The sequence below is a fragment of the Micromonospora sp. ZG13 genome, from assembly GCF_059359355.1.
In genome coordinates this window covers 289,592-307,399 of the sequence record NZ_JCADBQ010000004.1, presented here as the reverse complement: position 1 = coordinate 307,399, position 17,808 = coordinate 289,592, and the positions used below count along the sequence as shown (strand labels likewise).

Sequence of the window (17,808 nt, the reverse complement as noted above, 5' to 3'; positions counted from 1 at the left end):
CGGGCGCCCCCTCCCGCGTACCCGGTCATCCGGGGCCGCCCCCGCGCCGGCGCGGCGGCTCCGGGTCGACCTGCTCGGGGTCGGCGTCCGGGCCCTCGCCCCCGAGGTCGGCGGTGGCCAGCTCGTTGCGCTCGGCCGCCTCCCGGACCTGCCGGTCCTCGATGTCGTCGGGGACCTCGTCGTCGCCGGTGAGGTACCAGCTGCGGTAGCTCACCGCCAGCAGGAACGCGGTCAGCCCGAAGGTGATCACGATCGCGGTGAGGATCATGGCCTGCGGCAGCGCGTCGCTCAGCGTGCCGGCGGGCGCCGTGCCGACCACCGGGGCGGCCCCCGCGCGCCCGCCCAGCAGGATCAGCACGTTGACCCCGTTGCCGAGCAGGATGACGCCGAGCAGGATCCGGCTCAGGCTGCGTTCCAGCAGCAGGGTGACCCCGCAGCCGCACAACACCCCGGCGGCCACGACCAGCACCAGGGCCGGTCCCGCGACGCCGCTCCTCACGCCCGCTCCCCCCGCCGGTCGACCCGCAGCCCGCCCCCGGACTCGCCGGCCGCCTCGATGTGCCGGTCCACCTCGGCGCCGAGGCTGCGCAGGATGTCCAGCACCAGCCCGACCACGACGAGGTAGACGCCGACGTCGAAGAAGAGGGACGTGATCAGGTAGAAGTCGCCGATCACGGGCAGCCACAGGTCGATCCGGGCGCTCTCGAGCACCGACCCGCCCGCGAGCAGCGAGACAGTCCCGGTGCCGATCGAGACGAGCAGGCCGGCGCCGAGCACCGTGCCGGCGCCGACGGGGGCCGCCTCGGCCAGCTCGTAGCGCCCGCCGGCCAGGTAGCGCACGGCCAGCGCCAGGCTCGCCACCAGGCCGCCCGCAAAGCCGCCGCCCGGCGCGTTGTGGCCGGAGAAGAGCAGGAACAGGGAGAAGACCACCACCGTGTGGAAGACCAGCCGGGTAACCACCTCCAGCACGATCGAACGCTGCCGCTCGTGCAGGGTCGCCCCGCCGCGAAGCCAGACCCGGTGCCCCGGCCGCTGCACCCGCTTCGGCGGCTCGGGGCGACGTGGGCGGGGCCCGGTGCGGGAGCGCTGGAAGATCAGGCTGGCCACGCCGGTCGCGGCCACCACCAGCACCGACAGCTCGCCCATCGTGTCCCAGGCCCGGATGTCGACCAGGGTCACGTTGACCACGTTGCGGCCGTACCCCTGGGTGACCGCCAGATCCGGGAACGCGTCGGAGATGGTGGGCGCCTGGCGGGCCGCCGCGGCGGTCAGGGCCAGCCCACCGACCACGACGCCGACGGCCGCCCCGATCGCGCGGCGTACCCACCGCCTGCGTCTCGGGCGGGCCGAGAACCGCTCCGGCAGCCGGCGCAGCACCAGCACGAACACCGCGATGGTGGCGGTCTCGACGAGGAACTGGGTCAGCGCCAGGTCCGGCGCGCCGTGGGCCACGAAGAGCATCGCGGTGCCGTAGCCCGTCATGCCCACCAGCAGCATCGCCGTCAGCCGCCGGCGGGCGCCCACCGCGAGCACCGCCGCGACGGTCACCACCGTCACCACCAGGACCTGCAACGGGCTGTCCCAGAGGGCGATCCGGTCCCGCCACGGCCGGGTGGCCAGCATCGCCCCGCCGGGCACCACCGTGAGCACCAGCAGGATGACGCCGAGGTACTGCGGCAGCGAGCCGCGCTGGGTGGCTCCGGTGACCTCGATGGCCAGCCGGTCGAGGCGGCGGGTGGTCCACTCGTACCCCTGGTTGCCGGTGACCGGGACGTGCAGCCGGGCCAGCACCGGGGCGAGCGGTCCGCGCAGCGCGAACAGGACCGCGCCGCCGGCCACGGCGAGCGCGGAGAAGCCGAGCGCGGGGCTGAGGCCGTGCCACAGCGCCAGGTCCTTGCCGACCGTGCCGAACAGCTCGCCGTACGGGCGGAGCAGGCCGTCGAGGATCCCGGCGGCCGGGCCGGCGAGCAGCCCGACGGCGGCCAGCAGGGCCGGTGGGCCGAGCATCGACGCGGGAACCCGCCCGAGGACGGTCGGCGCCACGCCCGGCCGGGTGGCGAACGCGCCCCAGACGAACCGGGCGCTGTAGGCGACGGTGAGCGCGGCGCCGGCCACCAGTACGACGAGGACGGCGGGCCGGTCGGTGAAGGCGGCCAGCACGGCCTCCTTGGCGACGAAGCCGACCAGCGGTGGCAGCCCGGCCATCGACGCGGCGGCGAGCACCGTCACAGCGACGAGCAGCGGCGCGCCGCGCCTGAGCCCGGACAGATCCCGCAGGTCGCGGGTGCCGGCGCCGTGGTCGATGATGCCGACGACGAGGAACAGCGGCGCCTTGAACAGCGCGTGGGCCAGCAGCATCGCCGCCCCGGCCAGCGCGGTGTCGGGGGTGCCCGCCCCGATCGCCACCGCGATCAGGCCGAGCTGGCTGACCGTGCCGTACGCCAGCAGCAGCTTCAGGTCGGTCTGCCGCAGCGCCGCCCAGCCCCCGGCCAGCATGGTGGCCAGGCCCGCGACCACGACCACCGGCCGCCACGGGCCGACGGCCGCCAGCACCGGGGCGAGCAGCCCGATCAGGTAGACGCCCGCCTTCACCATCGCGGCGGCGTGCAGGTACGCGCTCACCGGCGTGGGGGCCGCCATCGCCACCGGCAGCCACGAGCTGAACGGCAGCAGCGCCGACTTGGACAGCGCCCCGGTGAGGATCAGCAGCACCGCCGTGACCAGGTACGCCCCGCCCGGCAGCGGGGCCGCGACGATCTCCGACCAGCGGTAGGTGCCGGCGTGCCCGCCCAGCATGATGAACCCCACCAGCATCGCCAGCCCGCCGAGCGTGGTCACGGTCAGCGCCTGCGCCGCCGCCCACCGGCTGGCACGCCGCTCGGCGCTGTGCCCGATCAGCAGGTACGAGAAGATCGTGGTGAGTTCCCAGCACACGTAGAGCAGCAGCAGGTCGTCGGCGAGGACGAGGCCGAGCATCGCCCCCGCGAAGGCCACCATGACGGCCGCGAAGCGGGCCACGCCGGTGGACTCCCGGCCGAAGTAGTGGGCGCTGTAGATCAGGACCAGCGCGCCGACGCCGCCGACGAGCAGGACCATCAGCCAGGACAGGGTGGTCAGCCGCAGCGCCAGGTCCACGTCGAGTTGGCCGATCCACGGGTACGTCTCGACCACCGCCCCGCCGTCGCGCACGGCGGGGGTGCGGGCCAGCGCCCAGCCGAACGCGGCCGCCGGCGCCAGCGCCAGCGGGTAGCAGGCGCGGGGACCCCACCACCGGACGAGCAGCGGCGCGACGAGGGCCGCCACGCAGTGGAGGATCAGCAGTACGAGCACCCGCGCTCCCGGTCGAGGTGGCTGCGGCGCGCGCCTGAGGTGGGACGGCACCTAGGTGCGATCACACGCCAGTTCGTCGCACGGCGGGCGTTTTTGCGCGAATTCGTCCCGGTTGTGGCGGACGCTCAGCCGACGATGACCTCGGCGGCGGGGGCGACGGGTTCGCGGGCGGGACGCTCACGCCGGGGCTCCACCAGCAGGTCGGGGCGGCCGAGCTGGACCACGACCTTGTTGACCACCCGCTGGGCGGCGGCGAGGGAGCGCACCGGCAGCAGCCGGCCCCGGCTCTCGCGCCGTAGCACGAAGTAGTGCACGGCGGCGCGGACCTGTCCCCGGTCGGCCGCGCTGGCCTGCGCGGTGGAGACGACCAGCTCCCGCAGCGCGGCGGCGAGCCGCTCGGCCAGCTCCAGCTCCGGGCCGGACAGGCCGGTGCGGACGGCGGCGAGATGACTGTCGACCTTGCGGATCAGCACGTCGGTGCTTGGCTCGAAGCTCCGCTGCTCGACGGTCAATCCGATCCCCTCCACCCCAGGCTGACGCTCCGAGTGAAGTTACTTTATGTTGTGGGACACAATCAAGCAGTTAAGTAAGACTTAATGGATTAAACGTGCAAACGGCGCGGTGGGGCCGGAGCGGGGCGCCGCGTCCCCGGCGAGGGCCTGAATGTCGGTCCGTCGGGGCAGGATGGACGGCGTGACGGATGCGATGGCGGGTTTCGGCGCGGCCACCCGGGAGTGGTTCGGCGCCGCCTTCGCCGCGCCCACCGCCGCCCAGACCGGCGCGTGGCATTCCGTCTCCGCGGGGCGCAACGCGCTGGTGGTGGCCCCCACCGGTTCGGGCAAGACGCTGGCGGCGTTCCTCTGGTCGCTCGACCGGCTGGCCCGCGAGCCCGCCCCGGCCGACCCCCGGCACCGGTGCCGGGTGCTCTACGTCAGCCCGCTCAAGGCGCTCGCGGTCGACGTCGAGCGCAACCTGCGCACCCCCCTGACGGGCATCCGGCAGGCCGCCACCCGGCTCGGCGTCGCGCCGCCGGAGATCACCGTGGGGATGCGCACCGGCGACACCCCCGCCGACGAGCGACGGGCCTTCGCGCGCACCCCGCCGGACATCCTCATCACCACGCCCGAGTCGCTGTTCCTGCTGCTCACCTCCGCCGCCCGCGACTCCCTGCGCGGGGTCGAGACGGTGATCGTCGACGAGGTGCACGCGGTCGCCGGCACGAAGCGCGGGGCCCACCTCGCGCTCTCCCTGGAGCGCCTCGACGAGCTGCTGCCCGCCCCGGCGCAGCGGATCGGCCTCTCCGCCACCGTCCGGCCGGTCGACGCGTGCGCCCGCTTCCTCGGCGGCGCCCGCCCCGTCGACGTGGTCGCGCCACCCAGCGCCAAGACGATCGAGGTCAGCGTCCAGGTCCCGGTGGAGGACATGACCCGCCTCGACGAGCAGGAGCCGCCGCAGGACGACCTCGGCGGTCTCGGCGCACGTCGGGCGTCCATCTGGCCGGCGCTGGAGGAGCGCGTCTTCTCCCTGGTCAGGGCGCACCGCTCGACCATCGTCTTCACCAACTCCCGGCGTTCCGCCGAGCGCCTCTGCGCCCGGCTCAACGAGCTGGCCGGCGAGGAGTCGGCCGGGCAGGAGTCGGCCGGCGGGTCCCCGCCGGCGGCCCGCGAGGGCGACGGGTGGGGCGGCCCCGCGGGGCCGGTGCGCGTCGGCCGTACGCCCGCGGAGCTGATGGCGCAGGCGGGCGCGGCGGCCGGCGCGCCGCCCGTGATCGCCCGCGCCCACCACGGCAGCGTCTCCCGCGAGGAGCGCAAGCACATCGAGGAGGCGCTCAAGTCCGGTCAGCTGCCCGCCGTGGTGGCCACCTCCAGCCTGGAGCTGGGCATCGACATGGGCGCCGTCGACCTGGTGGTGCAGATCGAGGCGCCGCCCAGCGTGGCCGCCGGCCTGCAGCGGGTCGGCCGGGCCGGGCACCAGGTCGGCGCGGTCTCCCGCGGCGTGGTCTTCCCCAAGCACCGGGGCGACCTGCTCTCCTGCACGGTGGTGGCCGAGCGGATGGCCGACGGCGCCATCGAGGAGCTGCACCATCCGCGCAACCCGCTCGACGTGCTGGCCCAGCAGATCGTCGCCATGGTGGCGTTGGAGCCGTGGCGCGTCGGCGACCTGGCCGTGCTGGTACGCCGGGCGGCACCATTCGCCGAGCTGCCCGACTCGGCCCTGCACGCCGTGCTCGACATGCTCTCGGGCCGCTACCCGTCCACCGCGTTCGCCGAGCTACGGCCCCGGCTGGTCTGGGACCGCGCCACCGACACGCTCACCGGCCGGCCCGGCGCGCAGCGGCTCGCGGTGACCAGCGGCGGCACCATCCCCGACCGGGGGCTCTTCGGCGTCTTCCTGGCCGGGGCCGAGCGGGCCGCCCGGGTCGGCGAGCTGGACGAGGAGATGGTCTACGAGTCCCGGGTCGGCGACGTCTTCCTGCTCGGCTCGTCGTCCTGGCGGATCGAGGAGATCACCCCCGACCGGGTGCTGGTCTCGCCGGCCCCCGGCCAGGCGGCGAAGATGCCGTTCTGGAAGGGCGACCAGCTCGGCCGGCCCGTCGAGCTGGGCCGGGCCATCGGCGCGCGGGTGCGCGCCCTGCTGCGGCAGGACGACGAGACGGCCGTGGCCGCGCTGCGGGCCGGCGGGCTGGACGACTGGGCCGCCGGCAACCTGATGGCCTACCTGCGCGAGCAGCGCGCCGCCACCCGGTCCCTGCCCGACGACCGCACGGTGGTGGTCGAGCGGTTCCGCGACGAGCTGGGCGACTGGCGGCTGGCCGTGCACAGCGTCCTCGGCGCCCGGGTCAACGGGCCGTGGGCGCTGGCCATCGGCCGCCGGCTCGCCGAGCGCTACGGCGTGGACGCGCAGGTGATGCCGTCCGACGACGGCATCGTGGTCCGACTGCCCGACACGGCCGACGAGCCGCCCGGCGCCGACGTGGTCGTCTTCGAGCCGGAGGAGATCGCCCAGCTCGTCGAGGAGTCGGTCGGCACGTCCGCGCTCTTCGCGTCCCGGTTCCGCGAGTGCGCCGCCCGGTCGCTGCTGCTGCCCCGGCGCGACCCGCGCCGCCGCCAGCCGCTGTGGCAGCAGCGCCAGCGCGCCGCCCAGTTGCTCGACGTCGCCCGCGAGTACGCCGACTTCCCCGTCACCCTGGAGGCCGCCCGGGAGTGCCTCCAGGACGTCTTCGACCAGCCCGCGCTGGCCGAGCTGATGCGCGACCTGGCCGCCCGCAAGGTGCGCCTGGTCGAGGTGGAGACCGCCCAGCCGTCGCCGTTCGCCCGGTCGCTGCTCTTCGGCTACGTCGGGGCGTTCCTCTACGAGGGCGACGCGCCGCTGGCCGAGCGCCGGGCCGCCGCGCTGGCGCTGGACTCGACCCTGCTCGGCGAGCTGCTGGGCCGGGTCGACCTGCGGGAGCTGCTCGATCCGGCGGTGCTGGCCGAGACCGAGCGGCAGCTGCGCTGGCTGACCGAGCAGCGCCGCCCGCGCGACGCGGAGGACGTGGTCGAGCTGCTGCGCGTGGTCGGCGACCTCTCCGAGGCGGAGCTGGCCGAGCGGGGTGCCTCACCCGGGTGGCTGACGGAGCTGGCGGCGGCCCGGCGGGTGCTGCGCGTACGCGTCGCCGGCGAGGAGCGCTGGGTGGGCGTCGAGGACGCCGCCCGGCTGCGCGACGCCCTCGGCGTGGCCCTGCCGGTCGGGGTGGCCGAGGCCTACCTCGCCCCGGTGGCCGATCCGCTCGGCGACCTCGTCGCCCGCTACGCGCGTACGCACGGGCCCTTCGCCGCCGCCACCTGCGCGGCCCGCTTCGGGCTCGGCGTCTTCGTGGTCGAGCAGGCGCTGCGCAGGCTCGCCGCCACCGGGCGCGTGGTCGCCGGCGAGTTCACCCCCGACACCGCCGGCAGCCAGTGGTGCGACGCGGAGGTGCTGCGGCTGCTGCGCCGCCGTTCCCTGGCCGCGCTGCGCCGGGAGATCGAGCCGGTGCCGCCCCGGGCGCTGGCCGCGTTCCTGCCCCGCTGGCAGCAGGTGGGCTCCTCCGCGCGGGGGGTGGAGGCGCTGGCCGCCGCCGTGGAGCAGTTGCAGGGGGCGGCGGTGCCGGCGTCGGCGCTGGAACGGCTGGTGCTGCCCGGCCGGGTCGCCGACTACTCCCCCGCCCAGCTCGACGAGCTCTGCGCCAGCGGCGAGGTGCTCTGGGCCGGCTCCGGCGCCATCTCCGGCGGCGACGGCTGGGTCACCCTCGCGTACTCGGACGTCGCGCCGCTGCTGCTCCCCCCGCCCGACGAGGCGCTCACCCGCACCCCGCTGCACGACGCGGTGCTGGACGCGCTCGGCGACGGGCAGGCGCTGTTCTTCCGGTCGCTGTCCGACCGGGTCGGCTCGACCGACGACGCCGCGCTGGCCGCCGTCGTCTGGGACCTGGTGTGGGCCGGTCACCTCACCAACGACACCCTGGCGCCGTTGCGCGCGGCGCTCGGCGGCGGCGGGGCGCACCGCTCCCGGGCCGCCGCGCCGCGCACCCGCTACCGACGCCCCGGGCGGGTGGCCCTGCCGACGCGGGGCGGCCCCCCGACCGTCGCCGGCCGCTGGTCCCGGCTGCCGGAACGCGACACCGACCCGACCCGCCGCGCCGCGGCCCTGGCCGACGTGCTGCTCGAACGGCACGGCGTGGTGACCCGGGGCGCGGTGCTGGCCGAGCAGGTCACCGGCGGTTTCGCCGCGGTCTATCCGGTGCTCTCGGCGCTGGAGGAGCGCGGCGCGGCCCGGCGGGGCTACTTCGTCGAGGGCCTGGGCGCGGCGCAGTTCGCGGTGCCGGGTGCGGTGGACCGCATCCGGGCGCTGGCCGAGCCGACCGACGGCGGGCGGGGGCGCGGCGGGCCCGCCCTGGTGCTCGCGGCCACCGACCCGGCCAACCCGTACGGTGCGGCGCTGTCCTGGCCGGAGCGGGCCGTCGACTCGGGCGACGGGGCCACCCCGGCGACCGGGCACCGGGCGGGGCGCAAGGCCGGTGCCGTGGTGGTGCTGGTCGCCGGCGACCTGGTGCTCTACGTCGAGCGCGGCGGGCGGACCATCCTCTCCTTCACCGACGAGGCGGACCTGCTGGCGGCGGCCGGTAAGGCGCTCGCCGACGCGGTGCACTCGGGCGCGTTGGGCGCGATGTCGGTGGAGCGGGCCGACGGCGGGGCGGTGCACTCCTCGCCACTGCACGACGCGCTCACCGCGGCCGGCTTCCGCGCCACCCCGCGCGGCCTGCGCCTGCGCGGCTGACCCGCCCCCGACAGGTCCGGGCGCCGCCGGGCCGAGCCGCGCCAGGCCACATCCGGTGAGCGAGCCGCGTCAGGCCGCGCCCAGTCGAGTCGGGTGGCGCCGAGGAGGGCAGGCCCGGGCGGTCAGCGCAGGCCCGTCAGGACCTTCTCGTAGCGGGCGCGGTCGGCGGTGGGGGTCTTCGCCTCCAGGTAGTTGAGCACCACCGTGCCCCGCCGGAACGACTGGCCGCCCCACGTCTCGGCGATCTCGCTGGCGCTGGTCTCGTCGGGGAAGACGTAGACGGTGACCGCGTCGGTGGCGATCAGCTCGGAGCAGCCCAGGCCGAGCCCGTCCGGGCCGCACTCGACCGACCGGTCCCGAGGGTTCGGCACCTTCAGCCCGGCGGCCTTGAACGCGTCCACGACCTGCCGCGCGCCGGGCGTACCGGTCGGCCGGGCCGGCAGCTTCACGGGCGGCGGGCTGGCGGGACGGCGCTCGGTCGCACCGCCGGCGCTCGGAACCGCCGGAGCCGCCCCGGTCGGCGAGGCGGCCGGCGGGGCGGGCCGCGTCGGCGTGGCGGCGGGCGCCTCGGCCGGGCCCGACGACGCTACGGCGGCCGGGGTCGACGCCGGGGCGGCGGAGGGCGCGGCGTGCCGGTCCTCCGCGTCGTCGCCGCAGGCGGCGGTGAGGGCGGCGGCGATCACGAGCACGGCGACGGCGGGCAGGCTCCGGTTGGTCACCCCTGGCAGTCTGCCCAACCGGGTCCCGTCCCGGCAGTGGCCGGTCGGTCAGTGCCGCTGTCCCATTTCCGCCAACCCGCCCCGGTCGGCCGGCACCGGTACGATCCCGACCGGTCGACGAGGGAAGCCGAGGACGACGGGAGTGGACGCGATGACCGGGATGACCGTCCGGCCGGCGCGGGCCGGGGACCGCGCGGCGGTCGACGCGCTGCACGAACGCGAGTGGGGCGGGCCGTACGTCGTCGCCCACGACACCCGCCACGACCTGCGTACGCTGCCGACGCTGGTGGCGGCCGACGGCGCGGGCGCGGTGGTCGGGGCGCTCGCTTACCGTGCCGACGCCGACGGGCTGGAGGTCGTCAGCGTGGTTGCCGCGGCGCCCGGCGGCGGCATCGGCACGGCCCTGTTGGCGGCGGCGGCCGAGGTGGCCCGGGCCGGGGGCCGGCACCGGCTCTGGCTCGTCACGACGAACGACAACCTGCGGGCGCTGCGGTTCTACCAGCGGCGCGGGCTGCGGTTGGTGCGCGTGGACCGGGGCGCGGTGGACCGGGCCCGCCGGCTCAAGCCGAGCATCCCGGTGGTCGGCGAGGACGGCATCGGGCTGCACGACGAGCTGGTCCTGGAGCTGCTGCTCGCTGCCGGCGAAGGGGTGCCCGACGGTAGTACGGAGCACGGCGCGGACCGCGCCCCGTGGATCTCGCTGACCACCGACTACGGCCTCGCCGACGGGTTCGTCGCCGCCTGTCACGGGGTGATCGCGCGGCTGGCGCCGCAGGCCCGGGTCGTCGACGTGACCCATCTGGTCCCGCCGGCCGACGTGCGCCGGGGCGCGGCGGTGCTCGCGCAGGCCGTGCCGCACCTGCCGGAGGGGGTGCACGTGGCCGTCGTCGACCCGGGCGTGGGTACGGCCCGTCGGGGCGTCGCGCTGGCCACCCCGCGCGGGCTGCTGGTGGGGCCGGACAACGGCCTGCTGGTCGACGCCGCCGAGGCGCTGGGCGGGGTGAGCGCGGCCGTCGAGCTGACCGATCCGGCCTGGCTCGCGCCCGAGGTGTCCCGCACGTTCCACGGCCGGGACGTCTTCGCGCCGGTCGCCGCTCGGCTGGCGCTCGGCGCGCCGCTGGCCCGGTTCGGCCCGGCGGTCGACCCGGGATCCCTCGTCCGGCTGCCGGCGCCGGTGCTCCGGCGGGAGGCGGACGGGTTCGCGGCCGAGGTGCTGACCGTCGACCACTTCGGCAACGTCCAGCTGGCCGCCCCGGGCGAGCTGCTGGCGCCGCTGCCGGCCCGGGTCCGGGTGGGGCCGGGCACCGGTTCCGCGTCCGGCCGGGAGGCCGTGCACGGGCGCACCTTCGGCGACGCCCCGCCGGGCGGGCTGGTGGTGCACGCCGACTCCGCCGGCCGGGTCGCCGTGGCGGTCAACGGCGGCCGGGCGGTGGACCTGCTGGCGGTGACGCCGGGCGACCTGCTGCGCATCGCGGCCGGCTGAGCAGACACGCCGCCGCCTGACCTGGCCGGGCACCGGAGCGGGCCGCCGCCGGGTGCCCGGCCGGACCAGTCCGGTCACCGCGCCGGGCCGGGCGGATTCCGCCGACCGGCCCGGCGGGCGTACGGGGTGGAGGGGTCAGCAGAGCGGCACGGTGCCGCCGTAGACCGCCGAGACGTACGCGTGGCTGACGTACTGGCCGCTGGCGAGGCGGTTCCACCGGTTGGTGGTCCGGTACGGGCCGACGACGGTCTGCCCGGTCACGTAGCACTGGATCGGCACGTTGGCGTACCGGGCGGCCAGGCCGCGCACCGCGTAGCCCGTACCGGCGCCGGTGCGGATGTTGAGCGGGCCGTCGCCCACCACGCCGCGCGGGCCGCTGCCGGTCCACAGGTACGCCACGTCCACCCAGGCGTTCGTGGTCAACTGCAACCCGTCCCAGAAGGTGCCGTCGGCGAGGTCGACGCCGGCCGGGTTCAGCACCACCCGGCCGAACTGGTCCCGCCCGCCGTTGTAGCCGGACTGGTAGGCCGCCTGTGCCTGCGGCCGGCCCCGCGGCAGGTCCTTCCAGTTCTCCCGTACCGCGCTGAGGTTCCAGTAGTCGTCGCGGGTGTTCCACGGGCCGACGTCCCAGACCGGGGCGTACTCGCAGCGGCTGCCGGTGGTGGTGCAGACCCGGACGGTGTAGTCGCCGGTGTTCGCCGGGGACAGGCCGCGCCGCGACGGCAGCGCGACGAAGTGGTCCCGCGCCACGATCGTGTGCCCGTTGGCGGTCACGTCGCCGACCAGCCCGATGCGGGTCGCGTACACCCGGTAGGTGAGGCCGGGCGTGGCGGCGGCGACGGCGGCGACGGTGTCGGCGGTGAGCCGCACGGCGCGCACCTCGGCGGTGGCGCCGGGCCGGCTCGCGGTGAGCACCACCCGGGTCTGCACGCGGGTGACCGGCCGGTCGAAGACCGTTCCGCCGGTGGCGTCGCGCCACTCGGTCCAGCCCGCCGCCCGCCACCCCCGCACCTGGGCCTCGGCGGTGCCACCGGCGGCGGTACGGGCGACGACGGTGGCGCTGACCCGGGTGGCGGGCCGGGTCAGGGTGCGCGGCGGCGCGAGGAAGATCCCCTCGGCGACCGCGCTGCGCGTTGAGCGGGCGGGCGCGGGGCGGGAGTCGGCCAGGCGGAGCCCCGCTCGGGTGTGCCGGACGTTGACGTCGTCGCCGTCGACGCGGGAGAGGTCGGCGCTCCACCGCTCGCCGTCGGCGGCGGCGGCGAGCGCGGGGCTCGGGGAGGGCAGGAGGGCGAGGGCGAGGATGACGGTCAGGGCGGTGGTACGGGCACGACGTTGGGGCAGAATCATGGGCATTCTCCTCAGAACCCCCTGATCGTGCCCTTGTGGGTAGATCGACAGGAACCTCCATACAAATGGCGACACATGCGAATTAGGCTCGGACGAGGAAGGATGGACGGGTGCCCGAAGGCGACACCGTCTGGAACACCGCCCGCGTACTGCACCGCGCCCTGGCCGGCGCCCGCCTCACCGGCAGCGACTTCCGGGTGCCGCAGCTCGCCGCCACCGACCTCACCGGCTGGACCGTGCGGGAGTCGGCCAGCCGGGGCAAGCACCTGCTGCTCCGTCTCACCGCCCCACCGAAGGCCGCGCCCCCGCCCACCGGGGCGACCTCGTCGACGAACGCGGGCGACGACGCCGGGGCGCGCTGGACGCTGCACTCACACCTGCGCATGGACGGCGCCTGGCGGGCGTACGCGCCGGGGGAACGGTGGACGGCCCGGCCGGCGCACCTGATCCGGGTGGTGCTGCGCAGCGCGCGGGCCGTCGCCGTCGGCTACCACCTGCACGACCTGGCGCTGGTGCCGACCGCCGAGGAGGAGTCCCTCGTCGGGCACCTCGGCCCCGACCTGCTCGGCGCGGACTGGGACCCGGCGGAGGCCGTACGCCGGCTGGCCGCCCACCCGGACGCCACCATCTCCGAGGCGCTGCTGGACCAGCGCAACCTGGCCGGCGTCGGCAACCTCTACAAGTGCGAGGTGCTCTTCCTGCGCGGCGTCTCGCCCTGGACCCCGGTACGCGCGGTGCCGGACCTCGCGGGCACCGTGGCGCTGGCGCGCAAGCTGCTCGCGGCCAACCGGGGCCGCTGGACGCAGAGCACCACCGGATCGCTGCACCGGGGGCAGACCAGCTACGTCTACGGCCGGCGCGCCCAGCCCTGCCGCCGGTGCGGCACGGCGATCCGCAAGGAGGAACTGGGCGAGCGGGTCACCTACTGGTGCCCGGTCTGCCAACCCGAACGCCAGGCGGACTGACGCCCGGGTCGGCGTGTCGGGCGGGACACTCCGGCGCTGCGGCGGCGAGTCGCATCCCCGCCACAGAAACGGACGATTGGGTACTTCCTAACCCCGCCGTCGAGGTCGCATGCTGCGGTTGACTCCTCACGCATCGTCAGCGACGCGCGACGGGTCCGCCACGTCGCGGTGGCGGCCGCCGCGCCCGAGACCGGGGAGAGCCATGGAGCTGTTCCGCAGACTCCGCGTCCCGTGGGCGCAGCGGGTGCCGGCCCGCCCCGACGGCGGGGCCGCCGACGGGGCCGGGGCGGGTCCCGTCCCGGCGGCCCGGCGCGCGACGGAGCCGGTCGCCGCGCCGGCCAGCCTCGATCCGGCCGCCGTCCCGCGCTACTTCGGCCCGGTGCCGAACCACGCGCGCAGCCCGCTGCCGGTCGTCGACGCCGACGGCTCCGTGGTGCCCGGCACCGGCATCCGCAAGTTCGTCGACGCGCTGCCGCGCCTCGGCACGCCCGGCCGCACCGAGCTGGGCGCCCGCCTGCCGGTGGCGGTGCCCGACACCGTCAGCTACCCGGGCTGCGACTACTACGAGATCGGCCTGGAGCAGTACGCGCAGCGGCTGCACCGGGACCTGCCGGCGACCCGGCTGCGCGGCTACCGGCAGCTCAACCTCGGCACGGACGCCCACGGGCACAACACGGTCGTGCCGGCGGGGCGGCCCTGGCACCTGGGTCCGTTCATCCTGGCCCGGCGGGGCCGGCCGGTCCGGGTCAAGTTCATCAACCAGCTGCCCACCGGCCGCTCCGGCGAGCTCTTCCTGCCGGTTGACGCGACCGTCGACGGCGCCGGTGCCGGCCCGCTCGACGGCCCGGCGCCCTACCCGCAGAACCGCGCGGTGCTGCGGCTGGCGGGCGCGCACACCGGCTGGACCAGCGCCGGCAACCCCTGGCAGTGGGTCACCCCGGCCGGTGAGATCACCCCGTACCCGACGGGGCCCGGCCTGACCCACGTGCCCGACATGCCGCCGCCCGGCGCGGGCGCCACCACGCTCTACTACCCGAACGAGCAGAGCGGGCGGCTGTGCTGGTTCCACGACAACACCGTGGGCCTGGCCCGGCTCACCGTCTACTCCGGGCAGCTCGCGCTCTACCTGCTCACGGACCCGGCCGAGGAGCGGCTCGTCGCCGACGGGGTGCTCCCCGCCGACCAGCTGCCCCTGGTGTTCGAGGACAAGACCTTCGTGCCGGAGGACGCCCAGCTCGCCGCGGAGGACCCCACGTGGGACCGGGACCGCTGGGGCTCCCGGGGCAACCTCTGGCACCCGCACGTCTACCAGCCCCGGCAGAACCCGCACCGGGCCGACGGGGCGAACCCGACCGGCCGGTGGGACTACGGCCCCTGGTCGCGTACGGCCGACGACACCGGGCAGCGGGAGCAGCCCGCCACGCCCCACCGGGCTGACCCGGTGCCGAACCCGCACCACGATCCCGTCGCCGAACCCGACGAACCGCCGCTGGCACCCGGCGTACCGCACCCCTCGGCGGTGCCCGACGCGTTCGGCGACACCGTGCTGGTCAACGGGATCGCGTACCCGTACCTGGAGGTCGAACCGAGGACGTACCGGTTCCGGATCCTCAACGCCTGCCTGGACCGGGCCCTGAACCTCCAGCTCTACCGGGCCCGCTCGGACGGGCCGATGTGGGACGCGGACGGCGCGCTGACCGACGCCGACGCCGGGGAGGTGCCGATGGTGGAGGCGGTACGCGCGCCGGACCGGCCGGCCGGCTGGCCGACGGACGGGCGCGAGGGCGGGGTCCCGGACCCGCGCGCCGCCGGCCCGCGCCTCGTCCAGATCGGCAACGAGTGCGGCCTGCTCCCCGCGCCGGTGCCGGTGCCGAACCAGCCGGTCGGCTACCGGTACGACCGGCGCGACCCGACCGTGCTCAACGTCGACGCGCACGCGCTGCTGCTCGCCCCGGGAGAGGTCGCCGACGTGCTGGTCGACTTCTCCACCGTCGCGCCCGGCGGCACGCTGATCCTCTACAACGACTGTCCCGCCCCGCTGCCCGGCTTCGACCCGCGCGCCGACCACTTCACCGGTGGCCCGGACCGCACCGCCGAGGGCGGGGCGCCGCCGACCCGCCCCGGGTACGGGCCGAACACCCGCACCCTGCTCCAGTTCCGGGTGGCGGGGACCCCGGCGCCGCCGTACGACCTGGCGCGGCTGCGCGAGCGTCTGCCCGCCGCGTACGCGGCCAGCCAGCGGCCGCCGATCGTGCCGCAGCCGGCGTACGACGCCGCCCTCGGCACCCGGACGGCGCGCGACACGGTGGTGCCGGTGCACGCCGCGACGGTCAGCTTCGTTCCGGCCGACGCTGCCGCCCCGGTGCTCCTGCCGATCGAGGTCAAGTCGGTGCAGCAGGTCTTCGAGCCGGAGCACGGCCGGCTCGTCGGCCGGCTCGGCGTCGGGCACCCGCACGCCGGACCGCTCTCCCCCACCGTCCTGCCGCTCGGGCCGAGCGACCCGGCCACCGAGGTGCTGCACGTCAGCGACCCGGCCGTCGCGGTGGGTGGGCCCACCGACGGCACCCAGATCTGGCGGATCCGCGGCAACAGCCGGCAGACCCAGCCCGTGCGGTTCACCGGCTGCGACGTGCAGGTGATCGGCCGGGTCGGCTGGGACGGCGCCACCCGGGCGCCACACCCGGCGGAGCGGGGCTGGAAGCAGGTCGTCCGGGTCGACCCGCGCGAGGACGTGATCGTCGCGCTCCGGCCGGTCGCGCCACCCCTGCCCTTCAAGATCGGCGACAGCGTACGGCTGCTCGACCCGCTCCGGCCGGCCGGCGCCCGGACCGGCTCGACCCCGGTCAGCCCGGTGGACGGGCGGCCCGCGCTGGTCGTCAACCAGCTCGTCAATCTGGGCTGGGAGTACCACTGGCACAGCCAGCTCGGCGGCCACCGGGACCAGGGCATGATCCGGCCGCTGGTGCTACGGATGTCGCCCCGGGCACCGACCGGGCTGACCGCGACCCCGGCCCCCGGCTCGGCCACCGCGCTGCCGGCGATCGCGTTGACCTGGACGGGCAACGGCAGTCGTCCCCCGGCCACCAGCCACCTGCTCCAGCGGGCCACGGACGCCGCCTTCACCGACCGGCTCACGTCGATCACCGTGGCGGCCACGGCGACCCGCTACACCGACGCCACCGTCACGCCCGGGGTGACCTACCACTACCGCATCCGGGCGGAGAACGCGGTGAGCTGCTCCACGTGGTCCAACAGCGTGCCGGCCTCGGTGCAGCTCGCCGCGCCGGCCGGACTGACCGCGACGATCCCGCCCGCCGCGCCGCTGCGGATCGCGCTGCGCTGGGCCAACCGTTCCTTCGCCACCGGGATCGACGTGCAGCGGGCCACCAATCCGACGTTCAGCAGCGGGCCGGGCACCACGGCCATCGGGGTCGGCGACAACCACCTCGACGCCGCCGTGGCCCCCGACACCACGTACTACTACCGGGTGCGGACCACCTACCTCGGCGCCGCCTCGGCCTGGTCGACGGTGGCCCGGGCGACCACCCCGCCGGCGCCGGGCCCGCCGACGGGGGTGACCGCCACCGCGACGGCCCCCGGGCCGGACACGGCGACGGTCATCCTCGGCTGGGCGGCGAGCACCCCGGCCGCGCCGGGCGCGGGGTTCATCGTGCAGCGGGCGCTGGACCCGGCGTTCAGCCGGGAGGTGGCGACCTTCACCGTCACCGGCCGGGGCTTCACCAACACCGGCCTGGCGCGCGGCGTCACCTACCACTACCGGATCCGGTCGTTCAACGTGGTCGGCGCCTCCCCGTTCACCGGCCCGATCCCGATAACCACGCCGCCGTGACCGGCCCGCGCCGGATCGTGAGGCGGGGCGGCGTCAGGGGGTGCGGAGCGGGGCGTTGACGGCGCGGAGTTCGGTCAGGGCCGAGGCGACGCCGTGCAGCAGGTCGGTCGCCTCGGTGAGGCGCGAGGCCGCCGGGTGCGCGGCGTCGGGGTGCGCGTCCCCGGCGACGTAGCCGGCGGCGGCCACGACCAGCCGCTCGTACGCGGTGACGCCCTCCTCCAACTGCGCGGTCAGGGCGCGGTGCGCCTCGGCCAGCGGCGGACGGGACTCGGCCGGGGCGAGCCGCAGCGTGCGCTCGACGCTGGCCACCCGGTCGGCGAGGTCGCGCAGCGACCGGTCGGCCTCGGCGGCCTCCAGCACGGCCGGCGACGCCAGCCCCGTCAGCCGCCCGGTCATCCCGGCGAGGGTGAGGGCGGCCCGGTCCAGCCGGGCCCACGGCTCGGCGGCGCTGGTGCCGCGCAGCGCCACCCGCGAGCGCACCCGCCGGACCTCGGCGAGCACCCCCGGGCCGACGGGCAGCCGCTCCACGGCGGCGACCAGCTTGGCGCGCGACCGCGCGGCGGCCTCGGCCGGATCGAGCGGCGGCGGCGCCGGCTGGGCGGCCAGCGCCCGCAGGTCGATCCAGCGCCAGGCGGCGAGCACCAGCGCGCCGCCCGCGCCGGCCGCCCACGCCGCGTCGGGCAGCCCGAGCCCGGCGTACGGGGTCAGCACGGCGGCGGCACCGCTCAGGCCACCGGCCGTGACGCTCCACCGGCGTGCGGACCCCCGCAACCTGCTCAGGCGCCGGAAGTACCGCGTGCGCTCGTCTGCCACCTCTGC

General features: G+C 76.6%; 10 protein-coding genes and 1 pseudogene. 5 read left to right on the top strand and 6 right to left on the bottom strand.

The features are described from left to right. Positions 1 to 25 precede the first annotated feature (25 nt). The 3 genes from AC5L34_RS11855 to AC5L34_RS11845 all read right to left on the bottom strand — a co-directional run bounded on the left by AC5L34_RS11855 (position 26) and on the right by AC5L34_RS11845 (position 3,857). Positions 26 to 499 (bottom strand): Na(+)/H(+) antiporter subunit C, encoded by a 474-nt coding sequence (locus tag AC5L34_RS11855; RefSeq protein ID WP_441175285.1) that lies wholly within the window; start codon positions 497 to 499, stop codon positions 26 to 28. Further along, complete coding sequence (locus AC5L34_RS11850; protein ID WP_494824842.1) at positions 496 to 3,330, bottom strand: Na+/H+ antiporter subunit A; 2,835 nt, start codon at positions 3,328 to 3,330, stop codon at positions 496 to 498. Before AC5L34_RS11850 ends, AC5L34_RS11855 begins: the two co-directional genes overlap by 4 nt. A gap of 125 nt (positions 3,331 to 3,455) precedes the next feature. Beyond that, positions 3,456 to 3,857 carry a hypothetical protein gene (locus AC5L34_RS11845; protein ID WP_231925748.1) on the bottom strand — a complete coding sequence of 134 codons (402 nt, stop codon included), beginning with the start codon at positions 3,855 to 3,857 and terminating at the stop codon, positions 3,456 to 3,458. Between the two features lie 157 nt (positions 3,858 to 4,014). Here AC5L34_RS11845 and AC5L34_RS11840 point away from each other — a divergent pair, with 157 nt between their 5' ends. Beyond that, positions 4,015 to 8,625: an ATP-dependent helicase gene (locus AC5L34_RS11840; RefSeq protein ID WP_494825012.1), complete on the top strand. Its 4,611-nt coding sequence runs from the start codon at positions 4,015 to 4,017 to the stop codon at positions 8,623 to 8,625. A 122-nt stretch (positions 8,626 to 8,747) separates the two neighbouring features. Here AC5L34_RS11840 and AC5L34_RS11835 read toward each other — a convergent pair whose 3' ends face one another. After that, on the bottom strand, positions 8,748 to 9,344 hold the full coding sequence (locus AC5L34_RS11835) for a hypothetical protein (protein WP_441175287.1): 597 nt from the start codon (positions 9,342 to 9,344) through the stop codon (positions 8,748 to 8,750). Positions 9,345 to 9,495: 151 nt separating this feature from the next. On the opposite strand from AC5L34_RS11835, the pseudogene AC5L34_RS11830 reads away from it, so the two are divergent. After that, positions 9,496 to 9,843, top strand: a pseudogene (locus AC5L34_RS11830) (GNAT family N-acetyltransferase); the annotation flags it as partial. A gap of 150 nt (positions 9,844 to 9,993) precedes the next feature. After that, positions 9,994 to 10,827 (top strand): SAM hydrolase/SAM-dependent halogenase family protein, encoded by an 834-nt coding sequence (locus tag AC5L34_RS11825; protein WP_494825010.1) that lies wholly within the window; start codon positions 9,994 to 9,996, stop codon positions 10,825 to 10,827. Positions 10,828 to 10,962: 135 nt separating this feature from the next. Here AC5L34_RS11825 and AC5L34_RS11820 read toward each other — a convergent pair whose 3' ends face one another. Then, a complete protein-coding gene (locus AC5L34_RS11820; protein ID WP_494824839.1) occupies positions 10,963 to 12,174 on the bottom strand; it encodes a DUF8814 domain-containing protein in 1,212 nt (403 codons plus the stop codon). Between the two features lie 110 nt (positions 12,175 to 12,284). Between AC5L34_RS11820 and AC5L34_RS11815 the strand changes: the two genes are divergently transcribed. Together AC5L34_RS11815 and AC5L34_RS11810 are read left to right on the top strand one after the other, a co-directional pair. After that, entirely contained in the window at positions 12,285 to 13,139 is an 855-nt protein-coding gene (locus tag AC5L34_RS11815) for a zinc finger domain-containing protein (RefSeq protein WP_441175289.1), read from the top strand. A gap of 202 nt (positions 13,140 to 13,341) precedes the next feature. Beyond that, positions 13,342 to 16,989, top strand: coding sequence for a hypothetical protein (locus AC5L34_RS11810; protein ID WP_494824837.1), 3,648 nt, complete (start codon positions 13,342 to 13,344; stop codon positions 16,987 to 16,989). A 33-nt stretch (positions 16,990 to 17,022) separates the two neighbouring features. On the opposite strand, the gene pspM is transcribed toward AC5L34_RS11810, so the two are convergent. Continuing rightward, positions 17,023 to 17,802, bottom strand: a complete 780-nt coding sequence (pspM, locus tag AC5L34_RS11805) for a phage shock envelope stress response protein PspM (protein WP_089001459.1) — start codon at positions 17,800 to 17,802, stop codon at positions 17,023 to 17,025. Positions 17,803 to 17,808 lie beyond the last annotated feature (6 nt).

Coding starts and splice junctions, on each gene's coding strand:
- AC5L34_RS11810 (WP_494824837.1), top strand. CDS start 13,342: ATGGAGCTGTTCCGCAGACTCCGCGTCCCGTGGGCGCAGCGGGTGCCG.
- AC5L34_RS11820 (WP_494824839.1), bottom strand. CDS start 12,174: ATGATTCTGCCCCAACGTCGTGCCCGTACCACCGCCCTGACCGTCATC.
- AC5L34_RS11840 (WP_494825012.1), top strand. CDS start 4,015: ATGGACGGCGTGACGGATGCGATGGCGGGTTTCGGCGCGGCCACCCGG.